24 protein-coding genes are annotated in these 23,341 nt (G+C 73.3%); 20 read left to right on the forward strand and 4 right to left on the reverse strand.

Features of this window, described 5'->3' with window-relative positions:
- Positions 1 to 38 precede the first annotated feature (38 nt).
- The 5 genes from ACQEU6_RS33065 (at position 39) to ACQEU6_RS33085 (ending at position 6,011) form a co-directional block, all read left to right on the forward strand.
- Positions 39 to 1,577 (forward strand): glutamyl-tRNA reductase, encoded by a 1,539-nt coding sequence (locus ACQEU6_RS33065; protein WP_499337129.1) that lies wholly within the window; start codon positions 39 to 41, stop codon positions 1,575 to 1,577.
- Entirely contained in the window at positions 1,574 to 2,494 is a 921-nt protein-coding gene (hemC, locus tag ACQEU6_RS33070; protein WP_499337131.1) for a hydroxymethylbilane synthase, read from the forward strand. Before ACQEU6_RS33065 ends, hemC begins: the two co-directional genes overlap by 4 nt.
- Before the next feature lie 197 nt (positions 2,495 to 2,691).
- Complete coding sequence (locus tag ACQEU6_RS33075) at positions 2,692 to 4,221, forward strand: bifunctional uroporphyrinogen-III C-methyltransferase/uroporphyrinogen-III synthase (RefSeq protein ID WP_499340424.1); 1,530 nt, start codon at positions 2,692 to 2,694, stop codon at positions 4,219 to 4,221.
- A gap of 29 nt (positions 4,222 to 4,250) precedes the next feature.
- Positions 4,251 to 5,234: a porphobilinogen synthase gene (hemB, locus tag ACQEU6_RS33080; RefSeq protein WP_499337132.1), complete on the forward strand. Its 984-nt coding sequence runs from the start codon at positions 4,251 to 4,253 to the stop codon at positions 5,232 to 5,234.
- Between the two features lie 132 nt (positions 5,235 to 5,366).
- Positions 5,367 to 6,011, forward strand: a complete 645-nt coding sequence (locus ACQEU6_RS33085) for a bifunctional DNA primase/polymerase (protein ID WP_499337134.1) — start codon at positions 5,367 to 5,369, stop codon at positions 6,009 to 6,011.
- A gap of 39 nt (positions 6,012 to 6,050) precedes the next feature.
- Here ACQEU6_RS33085 and ACQEU6_RS33090 read toward each other — a convergent pair whose 3' ends face one another.
- Positions 6,051 to 7,754 (reverse strand): serine/threonine-protein kinase, encoded by a 1,704-nt coding sequence (locus ACQEU6_RS33090; protein ID WP_499337136.1) that lies wholly within the window; start codon positions 7,752 to 7,754, stop codon positions 6,051 to 6,053.
- Positions 7,755 to 7,841: 87 nt separating this feature from the next.
- On the opposite strand from ACQEU6_RS33090, the gene hemL reads away from it, so the two are divergent.
- The gene (gene hemL / locus ACQEU6_RS33095) at positions 7,842 to 9,137 is read left to right on the forward strand and encodes a glutamate-1-semialdehyde 2,1-aminomutase (RefSeq protein ID WP_499337137.1); all 1,296 of its coding nucleotides are present in this window, start codon (positions 7,842 to 7,844) and stop codon (positions 9,135 to 9,137) included.
- Between the two features lie 28 nt (positions 9,138 to 9,165).
- Here hemL and ACQEU6_RS33100 read toward each other — a convergent pair whose 3' ends face one another.
- Positions 9,166 to 10,038 (reverse strand): dihydrodipicolinate synthase family protein, encoded by an 873-nt coding sequence (locus ACQEU6_RS33100; protein WP_499337139.1) that lies wholly within the window; start codon positions 10,036 to 10,038, stop codon positions 9,166 to 9,168.
- A gap of 5 nt (positions 10,039 to 10,043) precedes the next feature.
- The gene (locus tag ACQEU6_RS33105) at positions 10,044 to 10,970 is read right to left on the reverse strand and encodes an EamA family transporter (protein WP_499337141.1); all 927 of its coding nucleotides are present in this window, start codon (positions 10,968 to 10,970) and stop codon (positions 10,044 to 10,046) included.
- Positions 10,971 to 11,042: 72 nt separating this feature from the next.
- Between ACQEU6_RS33105 and ACQEU6_RS33110 the strand changes: the two genes are divergently transcribed.
- The 8 genes from ACQEU6_RS33110 to ACQEU6_RS33145 all read left to right on the forward strand — a co-directional run bounded on the left by ACQEU6_RS33110 (position 11,043) and on the right by ACQEU6_RS33145 (position 18,166).
- The gene (locus ACQEU6_RS33110) at positions 11,043 to 11,972 is read left to right on the forward strand and encodes a LysR family transcriptional regulator (RefSeq protein WP_499337143.1); all 930 of its coding nucleotides are present in this window, start codon (positions 11,043 to 11,045) and stop codon (positions 11,970 to 11,972) included.
- 7 nt (positions 11,973 to 11,979) lie between these two features.
- Positions 11,980 to 12,618: a histidine phosphatase family protein gene (locus ACQEU6_RS33115; protein ID WP_499337144.1), complete on the forward strand. Its 639-nt coding sequence runs from the start codon at positions 11,980 to 11,982 to the stop codon at positions 12,616 to 12,618.
- A 79-nt stretch (positions 12,619 to 12,697) separates the two neighbouring features.
- Positions 12,698 to 13,300, forward strand: coding sequence for a TlpA family protein disulfide reductase (locus ACQEU6_RS33120; protein WP_499337146.1), 603 nt, complete (start codon positions 12,698 to 12,700; stop codon positions 13,298 to 13,300).
- Positions 13,297 to 14,040 (forward strand): cytochrome c biogenesis CcdA family protein, encoded by a 744-nt coding sequence (locus tag ACQEU6_RS33125; RefSeq protein ID WP_499337148.1) that lies wholly within the window; start codon positions 13,297 to 13,299, stop codon positions 14,038 to 14,040. The genes ACQEU6_RS33120 and ACQEU6_RS33125 overlap by 4 nt, the downstream gene beginning before the upstream one ends.
- Position 14,041: 1 nt before the next feature.
- Positions 14,042 to 15,727 (forward strand): cytochrome c biogenesis protein ResB, encoded by a 1,686-nt coding sequence (gene resB, locus ACQEU6_RS33130; RefSeq protein ID WP_499337150.1) that lies wholly within the window; start codon positions 14,042 to 14,044, stop codon positions 15,725 to 15,727.
- Between the two features lie 4 nt (positions 15,728 to 15,731).
- Complete coding sequence (gene ccsB / locus ACQEU6_RS33135; protein WP_499337152.1) at positions 15,732 to 16,730, forward strand: c-type cytochrome biogenesis protein CcsB; 999 nt, start codon at positions 15,732 to 15,734, stop codon at positions 16,728 to 16,730.
- A 137-nt stretch (positions 16,731 to 16,867) separates the two neighbouring features.
- Positions 16,868 to 17,842 carry a hypothetical protein gene (locus ACQEU6_RS33140; protein WP_499337154.1) on the forward strand — a complete coding sequence of 325 codons (975 nt, stop codon included), beginning with the start codon at positions 16,868 to 16,870 and terminating at the stop codon, positions 17,840 to 17,842.
- A gap of 54 nt (positions 17,843 to 17,896) precedes the next feature.
- Positions 17,897 to 18,166, forward strand: coding sequence for a hypothetical protein (locus tag ACQEU6_RS33145; protein ID WP_499337155.1), 270 nt, complete (start codon positions 17,897 to 17,899; stop codon positions 18,164 to 18,166).
- Between the two features lie 162 nt (positions 18,167 to 18,328).
- Here the strand turns inward: ACQEU6_RS33145 and ACQEU6_RS33150 are convergent, their stop codons facing one another.
- Positions 18,329 to 18,532 (reverse strand): BldC family transcriptional regulator, encoded by a 204-nt coding sequence (locus ACQEU6_RS33150; RefSeq protein ID WP_141580358.1) that lies wholly within the window; start codon positions 18,530 to 18,532, stop codon positions 18,329 to 18,331.
- A 236-nt stretch (positions 18,533 to 18,768) separates the two neighbouring features.
- On the opposite strand from ACQEU6_RS33150, the gene ACQEU6_RS33155 reads away from it, so the two are divergent.
- The 6 genes from ACQEU6_RS33155 (at position 18,769) to ACQEU6_RS33180 (ending at position 23,340) form a co-directional block, all read left to right on the forward strand.
- On the forward strand, positions 18,769 to 19,782 hold the full coding sequence (locus ACQEU6_RS33155) for a threonine ammonia-lyase (RefSeq protein WP_499337157.1): 1,014 nt from the start codon (positions 18,769 to 18,771) through the stop codon (positions 19,780 to 19,782).
- Between the two features lie 12 nt (positions 19,783 to 19,794).
- Positions 19,795 to 20,052 (forward strand): DUF4229 domain-containing protein, encoded by a 258-nt coding sequence (locus tag ACQEU6_RS33160; protein WP_499337159.1) that lies wholly within the window; start codon positions 19,795 to 19,797, stop codon positions 20,050 to 20,052.
- Between the two features lie 117 nt (positions 20,053 to 20,169).
- On the forward strand, positions 20,170 to 20,883 hold the full coding sequence (locus ACQEU6_RS33165) for a demethylmenaquinone methyltransferase (protein WP_499337161.1): 714 nt from the start codon (positions 20,170 to 20,172) through the stop codon (positions 20,881 to 20,883).
- A 136-nt stretch (positions 20,884 to 21,019) separates the two neighbouring features.
- Positions 21,020 to 22,276, forward strand: a complete 1,257-nt coding sequence (locus ACQEU6_RS33170) for a geranylgeranyl reductase family protein (RefSeq protein ID WP_499337163.1) — start codon at positions 21,020 to 21,022, stop codon at positions 22,274 to 22,276.
- A 157-nt stretch (positions 22,277 to 22,433) separates the two neighbouring features.
- Positions 22,434 to 22,793: an NADH-quinone oxidoreductase subunit A gene (locus ACQEU6_RS33175; protein WP_089315506.1), complete on the forward strand. Its 360-nt coding sequence runs from the start codon at positions 22,434 to 22,436 to the stop codon at positions 22,791 to 22,793.
- 1 nt (position 22,794) lies between these two features.
- Positions 22,795 to 23,340 (forward strand): NuoB/complex I 20 kDa subunit family protein, encoded by a 546-nt coding sequence (locus ACQEU6_RS33180; protein WP_499337165.1) that lies wholly within the window; start codon positions 22,795 to 22,797, stop codon positions 23,338 to 23,340.
- Position 23,341 lies beyond the last annotated feature (1 nt).

Here is a 23,341-nt window from a genome sequence, read left to right on the forward strand (position 1 = left end):
CGGGTGGGCGGAGACTCGGAAGATGCTGGAGACGGCAAATGAGCATTCTGGTCGTAGGCCTCAGCCACCGAAGCGCGCCCGTGGCGGTGCTGGAGCGGGCCGCGGTCGCCGGTGACGATCTCGTCAAGCTGTTGCACGCCGTGCACGCCTCCCCGAACGTCGCGGAGGCCGCCATCGTCTCGACCTGCAACCGGGTCGAGATCTACGCGGTCGTCGGCAAGTTCCACGGCGGCGTCTCGGCGATCTCGGAGCTGCTGGCCCTGCACTCCGGCGTCCCGATGGACGACCTGTCGCGGCACCTGTACGTCCACTACGAGGAGCGGGCCGTCCAGCACGTGTTCGCGGTGGCGTGCGGGCTGGAGTCGATGGTCGTCGGCGAGGGGCAGATCCTCGGGCAGATCCGGCAGGCGTTCCGGCTGGCCCAGGAGGAGGGCACGCTCGGCCGCGATCTGCACGACGTCCTGCAGCAGTCGCTGCGGGTCGGCAAGCGCGCCCACCACGAGACCGGGATCGACAAGGCCGGCGCGTCGCTGGTCAGCGTGGGCCTGGACGTCGCGGCCCGGCACCTCGGCCCCCTCGGGGACGCCCGCGCGCTGGTGGTCGGCGCCGGCTCGATGAGCGCACTGGCCGCCGCGACGCTGAGCCGCGCCGGGGCGCGCGAGATCGTGATCGCCAACCGGACCCCCGAGCGGGCCGCGCGCCTCGCCGAGTCGCTGGACGTCCCGTCCCGCGCGACCGGGCTGGCCGGGCTGGACGCGGCCCTCGCCGAGGCCGACCTCGTGGTGTCGTGCACCGGCGCCGCCGGCCTGGTGATCACCGCCGAGCAGCTCGCGGCGCAGGGGATCGGCGCGGACGGACGGCGCCGCTTCCTTCTCGACCTTGCGCTCCCGCACGACGTGGACCGCGCCGTCCGGGACCTGCCGGGCGTCGGGCTGGCCGGCCTGGACGACCTGCGGACCGCGCAGGAGGCCGCCGAGGCCGTCGGCCCGGAGGCGGTCGAGGCCGTGCGGCGGATCGTGTGCACGGAGGTCGAGGCGTTCCTGTCCGCCGCCCGCGCCGCCGCCGTCGCGCCCACCGTCGTCGCGCTGCGCAGCAAGGCGGCCGGCGTGGTGGAGGCCGAGCTGACCCGGCTGAGCGGGCGGGTGCCGGAGATGGACGTCCGGGCCCGCCGGGAGATCGAGCAGACCGTGCGGCGCGTGGTGGACAAGCTGCTGCACGCGCCGACCGTCAAGGTCAAGGAACTGGCGGCGGCGCCGGGCGGCGACTCCTACGCCGACGCGCTGCGCGAGCTGTTCGACCTGGACCCGAAGGCCCCCGAGGCGGTGGCCCGCGCGGACATGGGAGACGCCGACGCCCGTGAGGGCGCCGCCTGGGATCCGAACCCGGAGTGCGCGGAGGCCGACTGCGTCAGCCCCGCGTCCGCGCAGGGACAGGGCGCCCTGCCAGAGGCGATGTCAGAGGCGATGTCCGAGCCCCCCGAGGGCGTGAACGCCGAGACGGTGAACGCGCGGGCCGCGAGCGTGCGGGCGGTCAGCGCCCGCGACGCCGTCCCCGCGCACGAAGGAGACGAAGCGTGAGTACCGGAGGCAGGACCCCGCTCCGGCTGGGCACCCGCAAGAGCCTGATGGCGACGACCCAGTCCCAGGGGGTGGCCGACGCGTTGTCGCGGCTCACGGGGCATGCGGTGGAGCTTGTCGGGGTAACGACGCAGGGTGATGTCTCCAAGGCCCTGCTTGCCCAGATCGGCGGGACGGGTGTGTTCGTCAACGCGCTTCGCGACAAGGTGCTCTCCGGCGAGGTGGACTTCGCGGTGCACTCGCTGAAGGACCTGCCGACGTCGGAGACGCCCGGGATCGCCCTCGCGGCCACCCCGGCCCGCGATGACGCCCGCGACGCACTGTGCGGCCCCGCGAAGCTCGCCGACCTGCCGCGCGGCGCCCGGATCGGCACCGGCTCGCCGCGCCGCGTCGCGCAGCTGCGCGCGCTCCGCCCGGACCTGGAGGTCGTCCCGATCCGCGGCAACGCCGACACGCGGCTGCGCAAGGTGACCGACGGCGAGCTGGACGCCGTGGTGCTGGCGCACGCGGGCCTGAAGCGGATCGGCCGGCTGGACGCGGTGAGCGAGGTCTTCGACCCCGACCAGATGCTGCCCGCCCCGGGGCAGGGGTCGCTCGCGCTCGAATGCCGCGCCGACCGCGACGACCTGCGCGACCTGCTCGGGGCGATCGACGACCCCGCGACCCGGCGGGCGGTCACCGCCGAGCGGACGGTACTGGCGGTGCTGGAGGCGGGCTGCTCCGCGCCTGTGGGAACATACGCTGCCGAAGTAGATGAAAGGTTGCATCTGACGGCTGCCGTCGCGGCGTACGACGGCAGCAGGCAGGTGCGGCTGTCCGCAAGCGGCCACCCGGACGCCGCGGAGCAGCTCGGACGCGATCTCGCGAACCGGCTGCTCGCGCAGGGGGCCGACCAGTTGATGGGGGAACGCGAGTGAGCCCCGCCGCGAAGAGCGCCGCAACGAAGAGCACCGCCGACGAGAGCACCGCCGACGAGAGCGCGACCACCGGACCGACCGCCGGCGAGGCCGGCGCCGAGAGGACCGCCGGACCCCCGAAGGCCGGCAGGCCCGCGAGGAGCGCCGCGCCCGCCCCGGCCGCGCCGCGCCGGACGGCCGGGCCGGGGACGGTCGCGATCGTCGGGATGGGACCGGGCGACCCCGGCCTGCTGACCCTGCGCGCCGCCGCCGAGCTGGAGCGCGCCGACACCGTCGTGGTGAGCCGCGCCCACTGCCCGGCCGAGATCCTGGACCACTGCCGCCCGGACGCCGAGATCCTCGACACGGCGGGCGGTGACCCGGTGCGGCTCGCCGCGCGGGCCGCCAAGGCGGGGCGCCGGGTCGTCCGGCTGTTCCGCGGCGACCCCGGGGTGGCCTGCAACTACGCCGCCGAGGGCGGTGCGCTCGCCAAGGCGGGCGTCCCGTTCGAGGTGGTGCCCGGCGTGTCCTCGGTGACCGCGGTGCCCGGGTACGCGGGCATCCCGCTGACCGACGCCGCGAACCGCGAGATCCGCGTCGTCGACGCCTCCGAGGGCGGCGTCGACTGGGAGCGCTTCGCCGCCCCGGACACCACCCTGGTCGTGCTCGGCGCCGAGGGCGCGGTGGCCGAGGTCGCCAAGGGCCTGGTGGCGGCGGGACGGCCCGACTCCACCCCGGCCGCGATGACGAGCCTCGGCACCACCACCGAGCAGGAGACCGTCGTCTCCACGCTGAGCAGGCTGGCGCCCGACACCAAGGGCATGGAGGCGCCCGCCCTGATCATTGTTGGGGACGTGGTGAACTGGCGCGACAAGCTGTCCTGGTTCGAGACCAAGCCGCTGTTCGGCTGGCGGGTCCTCGTGCCGCGCACCAAGGAGCAGGCCGCCTCGCTGTCGGACCAGCTGCGCGGGTACGGGGCCGTCCCGGACGAGGTCCCGACGATCTCCGTCGAGCCGCCGCGCACGCCCCAGCAGATGGAGCGGGCCGTGAAGGGCCTGGTCACCGGCCGGTACGAGTGGGTGGTGTTCACCTCCACGAACGCGGTCAAGGCGATCCGGGAGAAGTTCACCGACTACGGCCTGGACGCCCGCGCGTTCGCCGGGCTGAAGGTCGCCGCCGTCGGCGAGCAGACCGCCGCCGCCCTGGTGGAGTTCGGCGTCCACCCGGACCTGACCCCGTCCGGGGAGCAGTCCGGCGAGGGCCTGGCCCGGGAGTGGCCGCCCTACGACGAGGACCTCGACCCCATCAACCGGGTGCTGCTGCCGCGCGCCGACATCGCCACCGACGTGCTCATCGCCCGGCTCACCGAGCTCGGCTGGGAGTGCGAGGACGTGACCGCCTACCGGACGGTCCGGGCCGCGCCGCCGCCCGCGCCGATCCGCGAGGCGATCAAGGGCGGCGGGTTCGACGCGGTGCTGTTCACCTCGTCCTCCACGGTGAAGAACCTGATCGGGATCGCGGGAAAGCCCCACAACGTCACCGTGATCGCCGTGATCGGGCCGCAGACGGCCAAGACGGCCGAGGAGTACGGGCTGCGCGTCGACGTCATGGCCGAGAAACCGTCGGTGTCGGCACTCGCGGAGGCGCTGGCGGAGTACGGTGCCAGGCGGAGGGCGGCTCAGATCGAGGCGGGGGACCCGCTCCGCAAGCCCAGCCAGATGCGCCGGGGCGCCCGGCGCCGGAAGTAGACCCCCGAAAGCGGAGACACAGAGGGATCATGTCTGCACAGTTCCCCGCCGCGCGTCCGCGGCGGTTGCGGCGCACGCCCGCGATGCGGCGGCTCGTCGCCGAGACCCGGCTCAGCCCCGCCGACCTGGTGCTGCCGGTGTTCGTCAAGGAGGGCATCTCCGAGGCGCAGCCGGTCGCGTCCATGCCGGGCGTCTTCCAGCACAGCCGCGACAGCCTGCGCAAGGCCGCGCACGAGGCGGCCGAGGCCGGCGTCGGCGGCCTCATCCTGTTCGGCGTCCCGGCCGTGAAGGACGGCACGGGGTCGGCCGCCGACGACCCGGACGGCATCGTCCAGCAGGCGCTGCGCGACCTGCGGTCCGACCTGGGCGACGCGACCGTGGTCATGACCGACCTGTGCCTGGACGAGTACACCGACCACGGGCACTGCGGCATCCTCACCCCGTCCGGCGAGATCGACAACGACGCCACGCTGGAGCGGTACGCCTCCGTCGCCCTGGCCCAGGCCGAGGCGGGCTCGGCGGTCGTCGGCCCGTCCGGGATGATGGACGGCCAGGTCGGCGTGATCCGCGAGGCCCTGGACGGCGCGGGCCACTCCGACATCGCGATCATGGGGTACTCGGTGAAGTACTCCTCCGCGTACTACGGCCCGTTCCGCGAGGCCGCCGAGTGCGCCCCGCAGTTCGGCGACCGGTCCACCCACCAGCAGGACCCGGCCAACGCCGACGAGTCGCTCCGGGAGGTCTTCCTCGACCTCGACGAGGGCGCCGACATGGTCATGGTCAAGCCCGCCGGCGCCTACCTCGACATCGTGCGGCGCGTCCGCGACGCCGTCGACGTCCCCGTGGTCGCCTACCAGGTGAGCGGCGAGTACGCGATGATCGAGGCCGCCGCCGAGCGGGGCTGGATCGACCGCGAGCGCACGATCATGGAGTCGCTGGTGTCGATCCGCCGCGCCGGAGCCGACATCGTCCTCACCTACTGGGCCACCGAGGTCGCCCGGCGGCTGGCCTAGACGTCCTCCGACCGCTCCGCCCTCTAGTCACTTAGGGTCGTTTTCCCGGGGTTGCCGTGTCCGGAGTTCATCCCGGCGGGCATCATCGTTAACCAGGAACCCACGTGCGACCTTGGGTATTGGGGGGCGGAGATGCTGGCGGTCTCGGGGAGCAGACGGCAGCGGGCGGCGCGCGACCGGATGGCCGCGGCGGCGCGGGAGTACGCGGACCTGGGGTGGCCCTGCTATCCCGGTGCCCACCCCCCGGCGGGCGGCGACCGGGCGTGTTCGTGCGACCGGATCGGCTGTCCCGACCCGGGCGCGCATCCGGTGTCGGCCGCCTGGGCGCACCAGGCGAGCGTCGACGCGGCCGTGATCAAACGCTGGTGGGCCGAGCGGCCGCAGGCCAACATCATCCTGCCGACGGGCCGCGTGTTCGACGTGTTCGACGTACCGGCCGCGGCCGGGACCATCGCCCTCGACCGGATCGCACGGGACGACCTCCCCGTCGGTCCGGTCGCGTCCTTCGGGGGCGACCGGCACCTGTTCTTCGTCGCGACGCGCGGCGCGCCCGTCGACGAGGACGAGTGGTGGTCCTGCCAGCTCGACTGCTCCCCGGAGGACGTCGCCGAGACGCCGGGGATGCGCTGGCACTGCCGCGACAGCTACGTCGTCGCGCCGCCGTCCGTCCTGCCGGGAGGCCGCGAGGCGGCGTGGCTGCGCCCGCCGTCCCGCGGCCCGTTGCCCGACCCGCTGCGCCTCCTGGAAGTCCTCTCGGACGCCTGTGAGGGCGCCTAGCCGCTCATGCGGCCCCGCCTGGGGCGGGGCCGCCTTCGCTCAGCGGGGCGCCTTGATGGGGGCCTTGCGGCCCCAGCCGCTGTAGGAGCCGCGCTGCATCTGGTTGCGGCCCTCCTCGGGCCCGGCGCGCACCCAGAACTTCACGGGGCGGTAGCCGGCGTCGAGCCTGACGGCGAACGTGATCTGCTGCGCGCCCGTCGCCTGCGCCATCTGCGCGTACAGCGGGCCGACCCCGGGGGCCTGCGCCAGCTTCTCGGCGGGCGCCTCGCCCTCGTAGACCGCTCCAGATCTGCTGAGCTTCGTCGCCGCCCGCAGCAGCGCCGTCAGGTTCGCGACCGAGCCGCCCTGGCGCACCTGGTCGGCGGCGGCCGGGTAGCCGCGGCCTCCGAGGGGCGACTGCCGCCACTTCTTGCCGGCGCGGACGTACAGCCGGTCCTGGACGACGACGGCCCGGACGGGCTTGCGGGCCGCGCCGGTCCCCGCCAGCGTCAGGGTGTAGGACGGCGTCCCGCCCTGCACGAGCCCGATCGTCCCCTGGCCGCTGACCGGGAAGCCGCAGCAGCCGGTCTGGCGGTAGCTGAACGCGGCGCCGGGCGCCTTGGCGACCGCCTGGTCGATGCGGGCGACGAGGGGCGCGGGGTCGACCCCGCCGACCGGCAGCGTCGGCTGCGGGCTGCTGCTCTGCGCGGGCGTCGGCTCGGGCGGCTCCTTGTCGCCGCCCAGCGACGTGCCGCCCTTGAGCAGCACGGCCGCGCCCGCCCCGGCGGCGACGAGCACCACGGCGACGGCGGCGACCGCCCAGCGCGTCCGGGACCGGCGGCCGCCCTGCGGGCCGGCGGCGACCGGGGTGCGGCCGCTGCTGCGGGACGGCTTCGGCTTCGGCGGCTCGGGCTGCTGCGCGGCCTTCGCGGCGAGTTCGGTGAGGCGGCCGCGGCCCTGCGCCTCCCAGGACGGCCCGTAGGCGGAGACGGCGGCGTCCTCCAGCGCGCCGAGGAAGTCGGCGGCGGACTTCGGGCGCTTCTCCGGCTCCTTGGCCAGACCGTGGTGGATCAGGTCGCGCAGCGGCCCCGGGACCTCCTCGGCCGGGATCGGCGCCTCGCGGTGCTGGCGCGCCATGTTGCGGCCCGCGTACGGGGGCCGCCCCGTGAGGCACTCGTAGAAGATCGCGGTGGCGGCGTACAGGTCGGTGGCGACGGTGGCGGGCGCCCCGTCCCACAGTTCGGGCGCCGCGTACTGCGGGCCGTGCTGGGCCTCGGTGCCCGCGGGCGCCGTCGCGAAGTCGGTGAGGCGGGCGTTGCCCTCGGCGTCGACCAGGACGTTCGCCGGGCGCATCGAGCCGTTGACGAGGTCGTGGTCGTGCGCGGCGGCGAGGCCGAGGAGCGTTCCGCCCAGCATCGACAGCGCCGCGAGGGGGCCGCTCGGGCCCTGCGCGGCGAGCATCCGCCGCAGGCTCACCCCCTCGACGTGCTGCATCACGATCGCGGCCCCGTCGGACGCCTCCACGAAGTCGTAGAGGTCGACCACGTTGGGGTCTTCCATTTGGGACAGGCCTCGTGCCGCCACGCGGTAGCGCGCGAGAAACGCCTCGTCGGCGCCGAGCGCCGGGTCGAGGTATTTGATCGCGACCCGCGTGCCGGTCATGTCGTCGACCGCCAGCACCACCCGGCCCGAGGCTCCGCCGCCCAGTTCGCGTTCGTGGGTGAAGCCCGGGACCGTCCAGCCGTTGACCACGGTGAAAGCCATCCCTCCGATGTCGTACTTGGTGGAATATCGGCCCATACGCCACCGGGTCAAGGCAAGTCGCCGAACTGCAACTGAGACACTGCAACCGTGACTGACTTCGATCGCTCCCGGCAGTTGTTCGACCGTTCCGCCGCCGTCGTGCCCGGTGGCGTCAACTCTCCGGTCCGGGCCTTCGGCGCCGTAGGCGGGACGCCCCGTTTCATGGCGTCCGGGCGCGGTCCGTACCTTACCGACGCCGACGGCCGCACGTACGTGGACCTCGTGTGCTCGTGGGGTCCGATGATCCTCGGGCACGCGCATCCGGCCGTGGTGGAGGCGGTACGGGACGCGGCCGGGCGCGGCACGTCCTACGGCGCGCCGACCCAGGGCGAGGTGGAGCTCGCCGAGGAGATCGTGTCCCGCACGCCCGCGGCGAAGGTCCGGCTGGTCAACTCGGGGACCGAGGCGACCATGTCGGCGATCCGGCTGGCCCGCGGGTTCACCGGCCGCACCAAGATCGTGAAGTTCGCGGGCTGCTACCACGGGCACGTGGACTCGCTGCTCGCCGCGGCGGGCTCCGGCGTCGCCACGTTCGGGCTCCCCGACACGCCGGGCGTGACCGGCGCGACCACCGCCGACACGCTGATCCTGCCCTACAACGACGTCGCGGCCGTGGAGACGGCCTTCCACGACCACGGCACCGACATCGCCTGCGTGATCACCGAGGCGGTGCCGTGCAACATGGGCGTGGTCCCGCCGCTGGCCGGGTTCAACGCGCTGCTCAAGCGGCTGTGCGAGCGCCACGGCGCGCTGCTGGTGATCGACGAGGTGCTCACCGGGTTCCGGGCGTCGCGGTCCGGGTGGTTCGGGATCGAGGGCGTGCCGGGCGACCTGGTGACGTTCGGCAAGGTGATGGGCGGCGGGCTGCCCGCCGCCGCGTTCGGCGGGCGCGCCGACGTCATGGACCACCTCGCCCCCGCCGGGCCCGTCTACCAGGCCGGGACGCTTTCGGGGAACCCGCTGGCCACCGCCGCCGGGCTCGCCACGCTGCGCGGCGCCACGGACGAGGTGTACGCCGCGATCGACCGCTCGGCGCGGATCGTGTCGAAGGCCGCGTCCGAGGCGCTGGAGCGCGAGGGCGTCCCGCACTCCCTGCAGAACGCCGGGAACCTCTTCTCGATCTTCTTCACCGACGGCGCGGTGGGCGACTTCGCCGCGGCGCAGCGCCAGGACTCCAAGGCGTACGCGGCCTTCTTCCACGCCGCCCTTGAGCACGGCGTCTACCTGCCGCCGTCGGCGTACGAGGTGTGGTTCCTGTCGGCCGCGCACGACGACGAGGCTCTGGGACGCGTCCTGGAGGCGCTCCCGCACGCCGCCCGCGCCGCGGCAGCGGCGGCGTCCTAGAACGGCGGCGTCCTAGAACGGCCGTGCCCTACAACGGCAGGGCGCGGAAGGCCCTCAGGGCTGCGGCGACCGATTCGGGGCGCGGTGCGTGCAGGGGAGCCCGCACCGCGGGATCGTCGATCAGCCCCTCGGCGGCCAGGCAGGCCTTGAGGACGGCGGGGGACGGTTCGCCGAACAGCGTCTCCGCCACCGGCAGCAGGGCGTTGTGGAAGGTCAGCCCGCGCGCCGCGTTCCCCTCCCGCGCGGCGCGGGCCATGGCGGCGTAGGCGGCCGGGGCGAGGCACGCGCACGCGGCGACGCCGCCCGCCGCGCCGAGCTGGAGCATGGGGTAGATGTAGGCGTCGTCCCCCGACAGGATCGCCTTGCCCGGGGCGGCCGCCAGGATGGCCAGGGTGTCCTGGTCGATCGCGCCCGCGCAGTGCTTCATGCCGGTCACGCAGTCGAGCGCGAGGATCGCCAGGAGGGCGTCGGCGGACAGGGGCCTCGCCGTCCGGTACGGCACGTTGTACGGGACGAGCGGGACGTCCACGGCCGCGCCGACGGCGGCGAAGTGGTCGACGACGCCCTCCTCCGACGGCCGCAGGTAGTACGGGACGACGACGAGCAGCGCGTCGGCGAGCGGGGCGCGCTCGCGGGCCTGCCGGATCGAGTCCTCGGTGCCCATCGTCCCGGCGCCCACCGTCAGCGGCGTCCCGTGCTCGATCGAGACGGCCCGGCACACCTCCAGCACCGTCCGCTGCTCGGCGGGACTCAGCAGCATGGCCTCGCCGGTGGTGCCGAGCGCGACCAGGCCGTCCGCGCCGTTCTCCAGGCAGTGGCGGGCGAGGCGTTCGAGGGACTTGGCGTCCACCTCGCCGGAGCCGGTGAACGGCGTGACGAGCGACGCGTGGATTCCGTGCATGGATCTCATCTCGTTCGGGCGGCCGGCGCGGCGTGCGCGGCCGGCGCCGGCAGGGCGCGGGACCGCGGCCGGACGCTGCCGGCGGCGACCCCCGCGATGATCAGAGCGGCGCCGGCGAGCCGGACCGCGTCCACGTGCTCGTCCAGCAGCAGGGCCGCCGAGACGAGCCCGAACGGCGGGACGAGCAGCGAGTACATGGCGACGGTGCCGACCTCGTACCGGCGGATCAGCCACGCCCAGCCGCCGAAGCAGAACAGCGTGGCGACGTAGGCGATGAAGGCCAGCGAGCCCACCCCGGCGAGCGAGAGGTGGCGCGCCGCCTCCGGCAGCGCCCCCGGCCCCTCGAAGATCAGGGACAGGGCGAGCAGGGGGAGCGGCGGCACCAGCGACATCCACACCATGAACGCGAACGCGTCCACCGGCTCCTCGGTGGACCGGTTCATCCCCCGCATGGCGACGTTGGCCAGGCCCCAGGCGGCGGCGCCGCCGAGGCAGACCAGGAACGCCCCCACCGGGCTTCCGCCCTCGCCCTGCGCGACGCCGAGCAGGGTGATCCCGGCGAACGCCACGGCCATCCCGGCGATCTGGCGGCCCCCGACGCGCTCGCCCAGCAGCACGCCCGCGAACAGCGCCGTGAAGACCGCCTGCACCTGGAGCACGACCGACGCCAGGCCGGCGGGCATGCCCATGCTCATGCCGAGGAACAGCAGGCCGAACTGCCCCACGCCGAGCGGGACGCCGACCAGCACGAGCCAGCGCGCGGCGACCGGCGGGCGGCGGACGAGGAAGACCGCGGGCACCGCCGCGGCCGTGAACCGCAGCGCGGCCATCAGCAGCGGCGGGAAGTCGTCCAGGGCCACCTTGATGGGCACGAAGTTGAAGCCCCACAGCGCGGCGATCAGGGTGGCCAGCAGGACGTGGCGCGATCTCATGCCTCGATCGTGAGGAAACACTGGCTTTAGGACAAGCGAGAACTTCTTGACACCTCGCTTTAGTATTGCTTCATGCTTGATCTGGAACGGCTGCGCGCCCTGCACTCGGTCGCGATGTACGGCTCGGTCAGCGCCGCCGCGGACGTCCTGCACGTCACCACGTCCGCGGTGTCCCAGCAGCTCGCGAAGCTGGAGCGCGAGACCGGGCAGAAGCTCCTGGAGCGCAACGGCCGCGGCGTCCGCCTCACCGACGCGGCCGAGCTGCTCGTCGCGCACGCCGAGCGGATCCTGTCGCTCGTCGAGCAGGCGCAGGCCGACCTGGAGGCGCACCGCGGCTCGGTCGTCGGCCAGCTCACCGTCGCCTCGTTCCCGACCGCGATCCGCGGGCTGATGCCCGCCGCGCTGCGCGCCCTGCGCGCCGAGCACCCGGACCTGCGCGTCCTGCTCCGCGAGGAGGACCCCATGCGCAGCATGCCGCTCGTCCTGCGCGGCGACTTCGACATGGCCGTCGTCCAGGACTGGAACAACGAGCCGCTCCCGCTCCCCGAGGGCCTGCACAAGGGCGTCATCTGCGAGGACGTCGCCGACGTGGCGCTGCCCGCGGGCCACGACCTGGCCCGGCGCGACACGATCGACCTCAAGGAGCTCGCCGGGGACCCGTGGATCAGCTCCTCGTCCGACAGCATCTGCTGCGACTGGCTGCTGCGCACGCTGCGCGCCATCGACAGCGAACCCAGGATCGACCACCAGGCCTACGAGTTCGCCACCCAGCTCTCCCTGGTCGCCGCCGGGCTCGGCAACGTCATCCTGCCCCGCCTCGGCCGCTGCGACGTCCCGCCCGGCGTCGCGATCGTCCCGCTCTCGGCCCCCCTGTCGCGGCGCGTGTACGCCGTCTGGCGCGAGGAGGCGGCCCGCCGGCCCGCGATCCGCGCCGCCGTGACCGCCCTGCGCGCCGCCGTCCCGGCCGGTTGCGGGGAGGAGGCGGCGGCGCGGGTAATCTGACCACGCCATGACTGACACGACGATCGTCCACCTCCTGCGGCACGGCGAGGTGCACAACCCCGAGGGCGTCCTCTACGGGCGGCTGCCCGGTTACCGCCTCAGCGAGGACGGCGTCCTCATGGCGAAGGCCGCCTCCCGGTGGTTCGCCGACCGGGACGTCACCGCGCTGTTCTCCTCGCCGATGCAGCGGGCGCTGGAGACGGCAGCGCCGCTGGCCGACTCCCTCGGCCTTCCCGTGACGGTCGACGACCGCCTGATCGAGGCCGGCAACCACTTCGAGGGGCTCACCTTCGGGGTGGGGACCGGCTCGCTGCGGCGTCCCGAGCACTGGCGCCACCTCGTCAACCCGTTCCGGCCGTCCTGGGGCGAGCCGTACAAGGCGCTCGCCGCCCGGATGCGCGCCGCCGTCATCCGGGCCCGGGAGACGGCGCGCGGCCACGAGGCCGTCTGCGTCAGCCACCAGCTGCCGATCTGGATCCTGCGGCTGCACGCCGAGCGCCGCCGGCTCTGGCACCACCCGGCCCGCCGGGAGTGCTCGCTCGCCAGCCTCACGAGCCTGACGTTCGAGGGAGGCCGGCTGGTGGAGGTCGCCTACTGCGAGCCCGCCTCCGGGATCGCGAAGGGCCCCGATGTCGCGGGTGCCTGACCGCACCGCTAAGTTTGTACTACATCTTGTAGTACTCGCCGTCCTGTACTGAACGCCTTGTAGTGCCGAGGAGGGGCCCGTGAACCCCCGCCGCATCGCGCCTTCGCGCGCTCCCTTCCGCGCGGGCGCCGCCGTCGCGCTCTGCGGCCTGCTCGCGGGCTGCGCCGGCACCGGCGCCGCGGACGGCGGGCCCGACGGCGGAGACAACCGCTTCATCTCCGGCGACGGCAACGTGACCGAGTACAAGCCGGCGCAGCGCAAGAGCCTCGCGAACGTCGAGGGCGAACGGCTGGGCGGCGGGTCCTTCAAGCTGGCCGACCTCAAGGGCAAGGTCGTCGTCGTCAACTTCTGGGCGTCGTGGTGCGCGCCCTGCCGGGGCGAGGCGCCGTCCCTCCAGCACGTCTACGACGGCAGGAAGGCGCAGGGCGCGGAGTTCGTCGGCGTCGCCTTCAAGGACTCCAAGCCCAACGCGCAGGCGTTCGAGCGCAAGTTCAAGGTCACCTACCCCAGCCTCTTCGACGCCGACGGCCGCATCACGCTGGCGTTCCGGGAGGTGCCGCCGAGCGCGATCCCGAGCACGCTCGTCCTGGACCGGCAGGGGCGCGTCGCCGCCCGCGTCATCGGCGCGACGACGTTCACCAAGCTCGACCCCCTGGTCGGCAAGGTCCTCGCGGAGAAGTGAGCTCCCTGGACGAGACGGTCGTGAGCGGGTCGTTGGTGGCGGCGGCGCCCCTGGCGGCCCTCGCCGGGCTCGTCTCGTTCGCCTCGCCGTGCGTCCTGCCGCTCGTCCCGGGCTACCTGTCGTACGTCACGGGCATGACCGGCGCCGACCTCGCCGAGCAGCGGCGGGGGCGGCTCCTCGCCGGGGTCCTGCTGTTCGTCGCCGGGTTCAGCGTCGTCTTCGTCAGCTACGGCGCGGTCTTCGGGGGCCTCGGACGGTGGCTCCTGGAGTACCAGGACACGATCACCCGCGTCCTCGGCGTCATCACGATCGTGTTCGGCCTCGCGTTCATGGGCTTCGTCCCCGGGCTCCAGCGGACGCTGAAGTCGGGGCGCCTCCCCGCGGCCGGGCTCGCCGGTGCGCCGCTGCTCGGCGTCCTGTTCGGGCTGGGCTGGACGCCCTGCATCGGCCCGACGCTCGGCGCGGTGCAGGGACTGGCGATCACCGAGGCCAGCGCCGGACGGGGCGCGCTGCTGTCGCTGGCGTACTGCGCGGGCCTCGGCCTGCCGTTCGTGGCCACCGCGATCGCCTACCGTAGGGCGCTCGGCGCGTTCGGCGCCGTGAAGCGCCACTACCCCCTGGTCATGCGGATCGGCGGGGGGATGCTCGTCCTCATCGGGGTGCTGCTCGTGAGCGGCCTGTGGGGTGACCTGACGATCGAGCTGAGGTCGTGGATCAGCGGCTTCGAACCGGTGATTTGAGATGACTGACACCAACACCGACCACACCGGCGCCGAGGACCGGGCCGCGGAGGAGACCGGCACCGAGGCGCCCGCCGCTCGGCAGGCGCCGCGGGAGGTGCCGCGCCCCTCGGGCATCGGCCCGCTCGGCTGGCTGCGGTGGGGCTGGCGGCAGCTCACCACCATGCGGACCGCGCTGATCCTGCTGTTCCTGGTGGCGCTCGGCGCGGTGCCGGGCTCGATCCTGCCGCAGCGGGGCCAGGCGCCCGAGAAGGTCGCCGCCTACCTGGAGAAGCACGGGACGCTCGGGCCCTGGCTCGACAGGTTCTCGATGTTCGACGTGTTCGCGGCCCCCTGGTTCGCGGCCATCTACATCCTGCTGTTCGTCTCGCTGGCCGGCTGCGTCGTCCCGCGCGCCGTGAAGCACTACAGGTCGATGCGGGCGCGCCCGCCGGCCGCCCCCCGCAACCTGGCGAGGCTGCCCCAGTCGGCGACGTACGAGACGGGCGCCTCCCCGGAGGACGTCCTCGCCGAGGCCCGCACGGCGCTGCGCGCCCGCCGCTTCCGCGTGGACGTGGCCGGCGGCGCCGCGTCCGCCGAGAAGGGCTACCTGGGCGAGACCGGCAACCTGCTCTTCCACCTCGCGCTGCTGGCGCTGCTGTTCGCGCTCGGCCTCGGCAACCTGTTCGGCTACCGGGGCAACGTCCTGCTGACCGAGGGCAAGACGTTCGCCAACTCGCTCGGCCTCTACGACCAGTTCCAGCCCGGACGCGCGTTCAGCGGCGGCGAGCTCGCCCCGTTCACGATCACGCTGGACGACTTCAAGGCCGAGTACGAGGCCGAGGGCGACAAGCGGGGCCAGGCCACCTCGTTCAACGCCAAGATCCACTACCGGTCGAGCCCGGACGCCCCGGACAAGCCCTACGACCTGCAGATCAACCATCCGCTCAAGGTCGGCGGCGCGAAGGTGTACCTGCTCGGCCACGGGTACGCGCCGGTGTTCACCGTCCGGGACGCCAAGGGGAACGTCGCCTTCCAGGACTCGGTGCCGTTCCTGGAGATGGAGCCGCGGAACCTCACGTCCGAGGGCGTCATCAAGGCCCCCGACGCCGAGCCCGACCAGCTCGCCTTCTACGCCATCCTGTGGCCGACCGCGGTGGCGAGCGAGGACGGCAAGCAGATCGTCTCGGCCTTCCCCGCGCCGCTGCGCCCGGTCGTCACGATCACCGCCTTCAAGGGCGACCTCGGCCTGGACTCCGGCAGCCCCCAGTCGGTCTACAAGCTGGAGGGCATCGGCAGGACGCTCCAGCCGGTCAAGGACGGCCAGAAGCTGCTGGAGCCGGGGGAGACCTTCAAGCTGCCCGGCGGCGCCGGCACGGTCACCTTCGACGGGCTCAAGGAGTGGACGAGCCTGTCGGTCAACCGCGACCCCGGACGCATCCCCGCGCTGATCGCCGCCATCCTCGCGGTGCTCGGCGTGGCGACCTCGTTCATGGTCCGCCGGCGCAGGGTGTGGGTCCGTGCGAGCGCCGGAGAGGGCGGGCGTACGGTGGTGGAGGTCGGCGGTCTCACGCTGGGGAACCCGACCTCGGAGTTCGACGACATCGTGGCCGCGCTGCGCGGCCCGCAGGACGGGCCCGCTTCCGAGCCCGGTGAGACCCCCGCCGCCGACGGCCCCACGGGTGCGGCGACCGAACCGAAGGAGTGACGAGGTGAGCAACGCCGACCTCGCGAACCTGAGCGACAAGCTCATGCTGACCACCGTGGTGATGTACATCATCGCGCTGGTCGCCTACGCCGCCGACATGGGCTTCGGCCGCCGCCGCGCGGTGGCGGCCGTCCCGGCCAAGAGCGGGGCGAAGGTGCTGGTGGGCGCCGCCGGGGCCGAGGCCGCGTCCGACGCCTCGGACACGGACACGGACACGGCCGCTTCCGCCGAGGCCGCGGACGAGGAGGCCGAGCGACCCAGGGTCGACTGGATCCGGCTCGCCGTCCTGCTGAACGTGCTCGGCTGGGGAGCGCAGCTCGGCGTCCTCGTGACCCGCGGGCTCGCCGCGAACCGGTGGCCGTGGGGGAACATGTACGAGTTCCTCACCGCCATCTCGTTCGCCGCCGTCACCGCGTTCATGGTCGTCATGTTCCGCTACAAGGCGCGGTTCCTCGGCGCGTTCGTCATGGCCGCCGCGGTCGTCGCCCTCGGCGTCGCCAACATCTGGCTGTACGACTCGGTGGGCCCGGTCAGCCCGGCGCTGAACTCCTACTGGATCGCCATCCACGTCACCGCCGCGATCATCGCGACGGGCGCGTTCACCGTCGCCGGCGCGGCGACGGTGCTGTACCTGCTGAAGGAGCGGGCCGAGTCGCGCGGCGGCGCCGCGGCGGGCGGCGTGCTGGCGCGCGTCCCGTCGGTGGAGGCCCTGGACCGCCTCTCGATGCGGGTCACGATGTTCGCCTTCCCGATCTGGACGGCCGCGATCATCATGGGCGCGATCTGGGCCGACCAGGCGTGGGGCCGCTACTGGGGCTGGGACCCCAAGGAGATCTGGTCCTTCGTCACCTGGATCATCTACGCCGCCTACCTGCACGCCCGCGCCACCGCCGGCTGGAAGGGCCGCAAGGCCGCGATCCTCTCGCTGGTCGCGTTCGCCGCGCTGCTGTTCAACTTCTTCGGCGTGAACTACATGTTCTCCGGCCTGCACTCTTACGCCTGACGCGCGGCCGCCCGCCGCGACCGCGTGACTCCGAGGGATGACGGAGAGTCGGCTTCCGGCTTACCCTTCCTCAGGGACCCGGTCCGGCGGCGGACGCCGCTCGATACCCCCGCGGGTCCGGCTGACAGAGGAGCCCGATGCGCTTCAAAGGCGTCCACCGCAAGCCCCGGGAGACGTTCCGCGGCGGGCGGTTCCGCGCGGACGCGGCCGGCGACGAGGTCTCCTACGCGCCGTCCCCGCCCGACTCGGGGCAGGTGCGGCCGCGCAGCAACCAGCCGCGCGACCGGTTCGGCCGGTTCCGCAAGGCGGGCCGCGACGACGACTTCGCGCTCGGACCCGAACGCCCCGAGGCGGGCCCCGTCGACACGGCGGGCGGCCTGCGCGGGATGACCGGGCGGCTCGGGCGGCGCGGGCACGGCCGGCCGCGGGCGGGCGACTACTCCTGGAGCGACTTCGAGCTGGAGGACGACCGGCCGCGCGTCGAGCCCCACCCGCCGGGCATGCCGCACGCCGCCGACGGCCGCCGCGACTGCGGCGTGCTGGAGTCCGTCCTGCACCGGCAGTGGGACGTCCGGGAGGGGCCGCCGCCGGACGCGGTGATCGGCGCGGTGGAGAGCCTGGCGTCGCTGCCCGAGCCGCTGAAGGAGAGGCTGGCGGGCGGCCTCGACGGCATCTACGTCGGCCCCGGCGGCGTCCCGCAGCTCGACGACATGGGCCACCTGCGCGACCGGCCGCTGCCGTCGGGTCGCGCGACCTGGGACATCTGCGCCGGCGCGTACGGCGACCACAAGATCGTCGTGGGGGACCGGCCGTCCCCGACACCGGACGTGATGCTGCACGAGGTCGGGCACGCGCTCGACGACATCGACGGCGGCGACGGCGAGTGGACGTCCGACAGCCCCGCCTTCCGGCAGCTCTACGAGGAGTGCCTGCCGTATCTGGCGAGCGAGTTCCACAAGCAGCCGAACGCGCTCGGCCGCCGGGAGTTCTTCGCCGACGCGTTCGCCGCGATCTCCTCCCGGCAGCGCCCCGCCCTGGTGGATATGCTCGCCGGCAACATCCGCACGGCCCTAGAGGTCATGCTCTTCTTCAACCGCAGGTACGGGATCTAGGACACCGACGAGATGACAGGCCGCGCGACGACCAGACGGCGAAGGTGATCGACGATGTACGTGATCCGGCTTCCCGACGGCACGCTCCGGGTCCCCCACAGCGTTCTCGCCGACGGCGGCGAGTCCGGGTCCGAGGCGGGCGAGGGACGGATCATCGCCGACGCCTACGTCGAGATCGGCCCGGACGATCCCGACTACGACCGGTTGCTGCGCGGGTCGCTCACCGAGGAGGAGCTGGCGGAGCGACGGCGCCGCTGGCGGGACGAGGACGCCGACCTGCTCCGCCGCTTCGAGGAGTGGAAGGCGGGCGGCGCCGAGGAGTGAGCGCCGGAGGGCGGGCGCGAGCCCGGGGAGCGGGTTTCGAGGGTGAGCGGGGGGCGGGGCGGGAGGCGCCCCGGCCGCCCGGCGAGGACTGCCTTCGGCCAAGGACTGCTTCGGCGGGCGGTCCGGGCGGCTCAGGACCGGAGTCCGGGCGGTGGGCCCAGGTCAGTGGGCCGAATGCTCGGCGACGGGCTCCTCGCCGCGCAGCAGCGCGTGCACCTCGGACTCGCGGAAGCGCCGGTGGCCCCCCGGAGTGCGGATGCTGCTGATCCGGCCCGCGGCGGCCCACCGGGTGACCGTCTTCGGGTCGACCCGGAAGAGGGCGGCGACCTCTCCTGGAGTCAGCAGGCGCTCGCTCGTGCTTTCCACGTTTTCTCTCCCCCTTTGTCCCGCCTTCGGCGCGGGTGGACTGTTTAACAGTGTGGCGGGTCAAGACCGATTTCTCCCTTGTTTTCGGAAAAGATCACCGACCGTAGTCCGCCGAACAGCGGCGATGACGGACGGTGATCCGGTCATGGGTCACAGTGATCACCCTGACCACCGCTGACCTGCCATGTCACGCCGCCGGCGCCCCCGCGGGCACCCGGGAGAAGTAGTCTCCGGGCATGTCCGACCTCGTATCGCTGCCGGAGATCGAACGGGCCGCCGAGCGCATCGCGGGCGTCGCCGTCCGCACGCCGCTCGTCCCGTTCTCCCGCGACCCCGCCCCGTCCGCCGCCGGCGCGCCCGCGCTGCTGGTGAAGGCCGAGTCGCTGCAGCCGATCGGCGCCTTCAAGCTGCGCGGCGCCTACTCCGCGATCTCCTCCCTCGCCCCGCGGGAGCGCGAGCGCGGCGTCGTCACGCACTCCAGCGGCAACCACGCGCAGGCCGTCGCCTACGCGGCCCGCGCGCTCGGCGCCAGGGCCGTCCTGGTCATGCCGCACACCACCCCGGGCGTGAAGGTCGACGCGTGCATCGCGCTCGGCGCCGAGATCGTCTACGTGGAGCCGACCTCCCAGGCCCGCGCCGAGACGGCGGACAAGCTCGCCGCCGCGCACGGCTTCACGCTCGTCCCGCCCTACGACGACGCCCGGATCATCGCCGGCCAGGGCACCGCCGGGCTGGAGATCGTCCAGGACCGCCCGGACGTGGACGTCGTGCTCGTCCCGGTCAGCGGCGGCGGCCTGATCTCCGGCGTGTCCGCCGCGGTCAAGGCGCTGCGCCCGGAGGCGAGGGTCGTCGGCGTCGAGCCGGAGCTCGCCGCGGACGCCCGCGACTCGCTGGCGGCGGGGCGTCCGGTCGAGTGGGCGGCGGAGGAGACCGGCCGCACCATCGCCGACGCGCTGCGCGTCCAGCGGGTGGGCGACCTGCCGTACGCGCACATGCGCGCCCACGTGGACGGCATCGTCACGGTCACCGAGGACGAGATCCGGCAGGCGATGCGCCGCCTCGCCCGCGAGGCGCGCCTCGTCGCCGAGCCGGCGGGCGCCGTCGCCACCGCCGCCTACCTCTACCGCCGCGCGGAGCTTCCCGAGGGGCGCACCTACGTCTCGGTCCTGTCCGGCGGCAACGTCGACCCGGCCCTCTTCCTGGACGTGCTGAGCCGACCCCGGGGAGAGGACGGTCCGAGCCGGGGATAACCTCGAAGGGTCATGCGCTCCGTCATCCTCTACACCCTGGCCCGCGCCGTGATCTTCGCGGTCACCGCGGGGGTCCTCGCGCTCTTCGGGGCCCGCGGGTTCCTGCTCCTGCTGCTGGCGCTGCTGATCAGCGGCGTCGTCAGCTACGTGCTGCTGTCCGCGCAGCGGGACCGGATGTCCGCCGTCGTCACGCGGGGCGTGCGCTCGCAGCGCGAGAAGTTCGAGAGGTCGGTCGCCAAGGAGGACGCCCCGCGCACCCGCGCGGAGTGAACTCGGCGCACCCGCGCGGAGTGACTTCGGCGCACCCGCGCGGAATGATCCGGCGCACTCCCGCGGACCGACCCCCCGCGCCCGCGCGCAGGGCCTCGCGCGGCCTAGGCTGGGGGCATGACCCGCGCTTCACTCGACAAGCAGCCCGCCGACGTCGCGGCGATGTTCGACGGCACCGCAGAGCGGTACGACCTGATGAACTCGCTGATGACCGGCGGCCAGGACCGGCGGTGGCGGCAAGAGGTCGTCCGCGCGCTGGAGGCGCGGCCGGGTGAGCGGGTCCTCGACCTCGCGGCGGGCACGGGGACGTCGTCGGTGCCCTTCGCCGAGGCCGGCGCCGACACGGTCGCGTGCGACTTCTCGCTCGGCATGCTGCGCGTCGGCGTGCGCCGCCAGGCGGACGTCACGGGCCTGCGCTTCGTGGCCGGGGACGCGCTGCGGCTGCCCTTCGCGGACGGCTCCTTCGACGCGGTCACCATCTCCTTCGGGCTCCGCAACGTCGCCGACACCGGGCTCGCGCTGCGCGAGCTGCGCCGGGTCGCCAGGCCCGGCGGGCGGCTGGTGATCTGCGAGGTGAGCCATCCCCCGAACGCGCTGCTGGCGCTCGGACACAAGGCGCACCTCCGCTACGGGCTGCCGCTGCTGGCACGGGTCAGCTCCAACCCCGACTCCTACCGCTACCTCGCCGAGTCGACGCTCGCCTGGCCCGACCAGGCGGGGCTGGCGAGCCTCATCCAGGACGCGGGCTGGGGCGAGGTGCGGTGGCGCGACCTCACGTTCGGGGTGGTCGCCCTGCACCATGCCGTCAACCCGTCCGTCAAGCCTGCTTGACAGACGGCGGCCGGTGGTTTCGGACCGGTCCAAACTTGGACCGGCCCAGAAGTACCCACCAGTCGTGATAAAGGAATAGACTCCCCACCGGATCCTTGTGAAGTACTTCACAAGCGAACGAGCGAAGAGGACCATCGTGACCGACTCCACCCGACACGCGGATGCCATCGTCGTCGGGGCGGGCCCCGCCGGATCGTCGACCGCCTATTGGCTCGCGCAGGCCGGCCTGGACGTCTTCCTGCTGGAGAAGGCCACCTTCCCGCGCGACAAGATCTGCGGCGACGGCCTCACCCCGCGGGCCGTCCGCGCCCTCATCGGCATGGGCGTCGACATCAACGACCCCGGCTGGGGGCGCAACAAGGGCCTGCGCATCTACGGCGGCGGCGTCAAGGTCGAGCTGCCCTGGCCGGAGCTCGCCTCCTTCCCCGACTTCGGCCTCGTCCGCAAGCGCACCGACCTCGACCAGCTCCTCGCGGAGCACGCCGCCAAGGCCGGCGCGCAGCTCCTGCAGGGCTGCAACGTGACCGGCCCGATCGTCGACGAGCGCACCGACCGCATCACCGGCGTCACGGCCGAGTACGAGGGCGAGGAGATCGAGTTCCACGCGCCCCTGGTCGTCGCCGCCGACGGCAACTCGACCCGGCTGTCGCTCGCCATGGGGCTGCGGCGCCGCGAGGACCGGCCGATGGGCGTCGCGGTCCGCCGCTACTTCCAGACCCCGCGCCACGACGACGAGTTCATGGAGGCGTGGCTGGAGCTGTGGGACGGCCAGCGCCTCCTGCCCGGCTACGGCTGGGTGTTCGGCGTCGGCGACGGCACGTCCAACGTCGGCCTCGGCCTGCTCAACACCAGCAAGGCGTTCCAGAACGTCGACTACCGCGGCATGCTCAGGCGCTGGTGCGCGCAGATGCCGGAGGACTGGCAGTTCGACGAGGACCACGCGACCTCCAAGATCCGTGGCGCGGCGCTGCCGATGGGCTTCAACCGGCAGCCGCACTACACCCGCGGGATGCTGCTGGTCGGCGACGCCGGCGGCATGATCAACCCGTTCAACGGCGAGGGCATCGACTACGCCCTGGAGTCCGGCCGGCTGGCCGCCGACATCATGGTGCAGGCGCTCGCCCGCCGGACCCCCGCGCAGCGCGAGCGGACCCTGTACGAGTACCCGCGCATCCTCAAGGACGAGCACGGCGGCTACTTCACCCTCGCCCGCGTGTTCGTCCAGGCGATCGGCGACCCGCGGATCATGAAGTTCCTGACCGCGCACGGCCTGCCGCACCCGACGCTGATGCGCTTCACGCTGAAGCTCCTCGCGAACCTCACCGACCCCAAGGGCGGCGACGCGATGGACCGCGTCATCAACGCGATGCAGAAGGTGGCGCCGGCGGCATGAGCGCGCGCGTGGAATTCAGGCTTCCGCAGGTGAGCGGACTAAAGTGCAGTACCCGACCCCCTGAGGGGAGCGCTATTGATCACCTTGGCTAGGGTGGCGGGTCGCAGGCGGCCCGTCCCGTACAACGTCGTACGTCCCGAGGAGAGGCTGTAGAGATATGGATCTCTATATTCCGATCATCGTGCTGGGAGTGCTCGCCTTCGCCTTCGCCGGCGGTTCGGTGGCGATGGCCGCGCTCACGGGGCCCAAGCGCTGGAACCGCGCCCGGTTGGACGCCTACGAGTGCGGCATCGAGCCGACCCCGCAGCCGGTCGGCGGCGGGCGCTTCCCGATCAAGTACTACCTGACGGCGATGCTGTTCATCGTCTTCGACATTGAGATCATCTTCCTTTACCCCTGGGCGGTCGCGTTCGACCGGATGGGGCTCTTCGGCCTTGTCGAGATGGTTCTTTTCATCGTCACCGTCCTCGTGGCGTACGCCTACATCTGGCGGCGCGGCGGTCTGGAGTGGGACTGACATGGGTCTAGAGGAGAAACTCCCCAGCGGCTTCCTGCTGACCACGGTCGAGCAGGTCGCGGGGTGGGCGCGCAGCAGTTCGATGTGGCCGGCGACGTTCGGCCTCGCGTGCTGCGCGATCGAGATGATGGCGACCGGCGACCCCCGGCACGACTTCTCCCGGTGGGGGATGGAGCGTGCCTCGGCGACGCCGCGCCAGGCCGACCTGATGATCGTCGCGGGCCGGGTGAGCCAGAAGATGGCGCCGGTGCTGCGGCAGATCTACGACCAGATGACCGAGCCGAAGTGGGTCATCGCGATGGGCGTGTGCGCCTCGTCCGGCGGCATGTTCAACAACTACGCGATCGTGCAGGGCGTGGACCACATCGTCCCGGTGGACATCTACCTGCCCGGCTGCCCGCCGCGGCCGGAGATGCTGCTGGACGCGATCCTCAAGCTGCACGACAAGGTCCAGAACGCCAAGCTCGGGCCCCAGCGCGAGAAGCAGATCGCCGAACTCGAAGAGGCCAGGCGCCGCAGGCTCCCGCTGCTCGGACAGGGAGCGTGAC

The sequence above is a fragment of the Spirillospora sp. CA-108201 genome, assembly GCF_050936235.1.
Classification (GTDB): Bacteria; Actinomycetota; Actinomycetes; order Streptosporangiales; family Streptosporangiaceae; genus Spirillospora.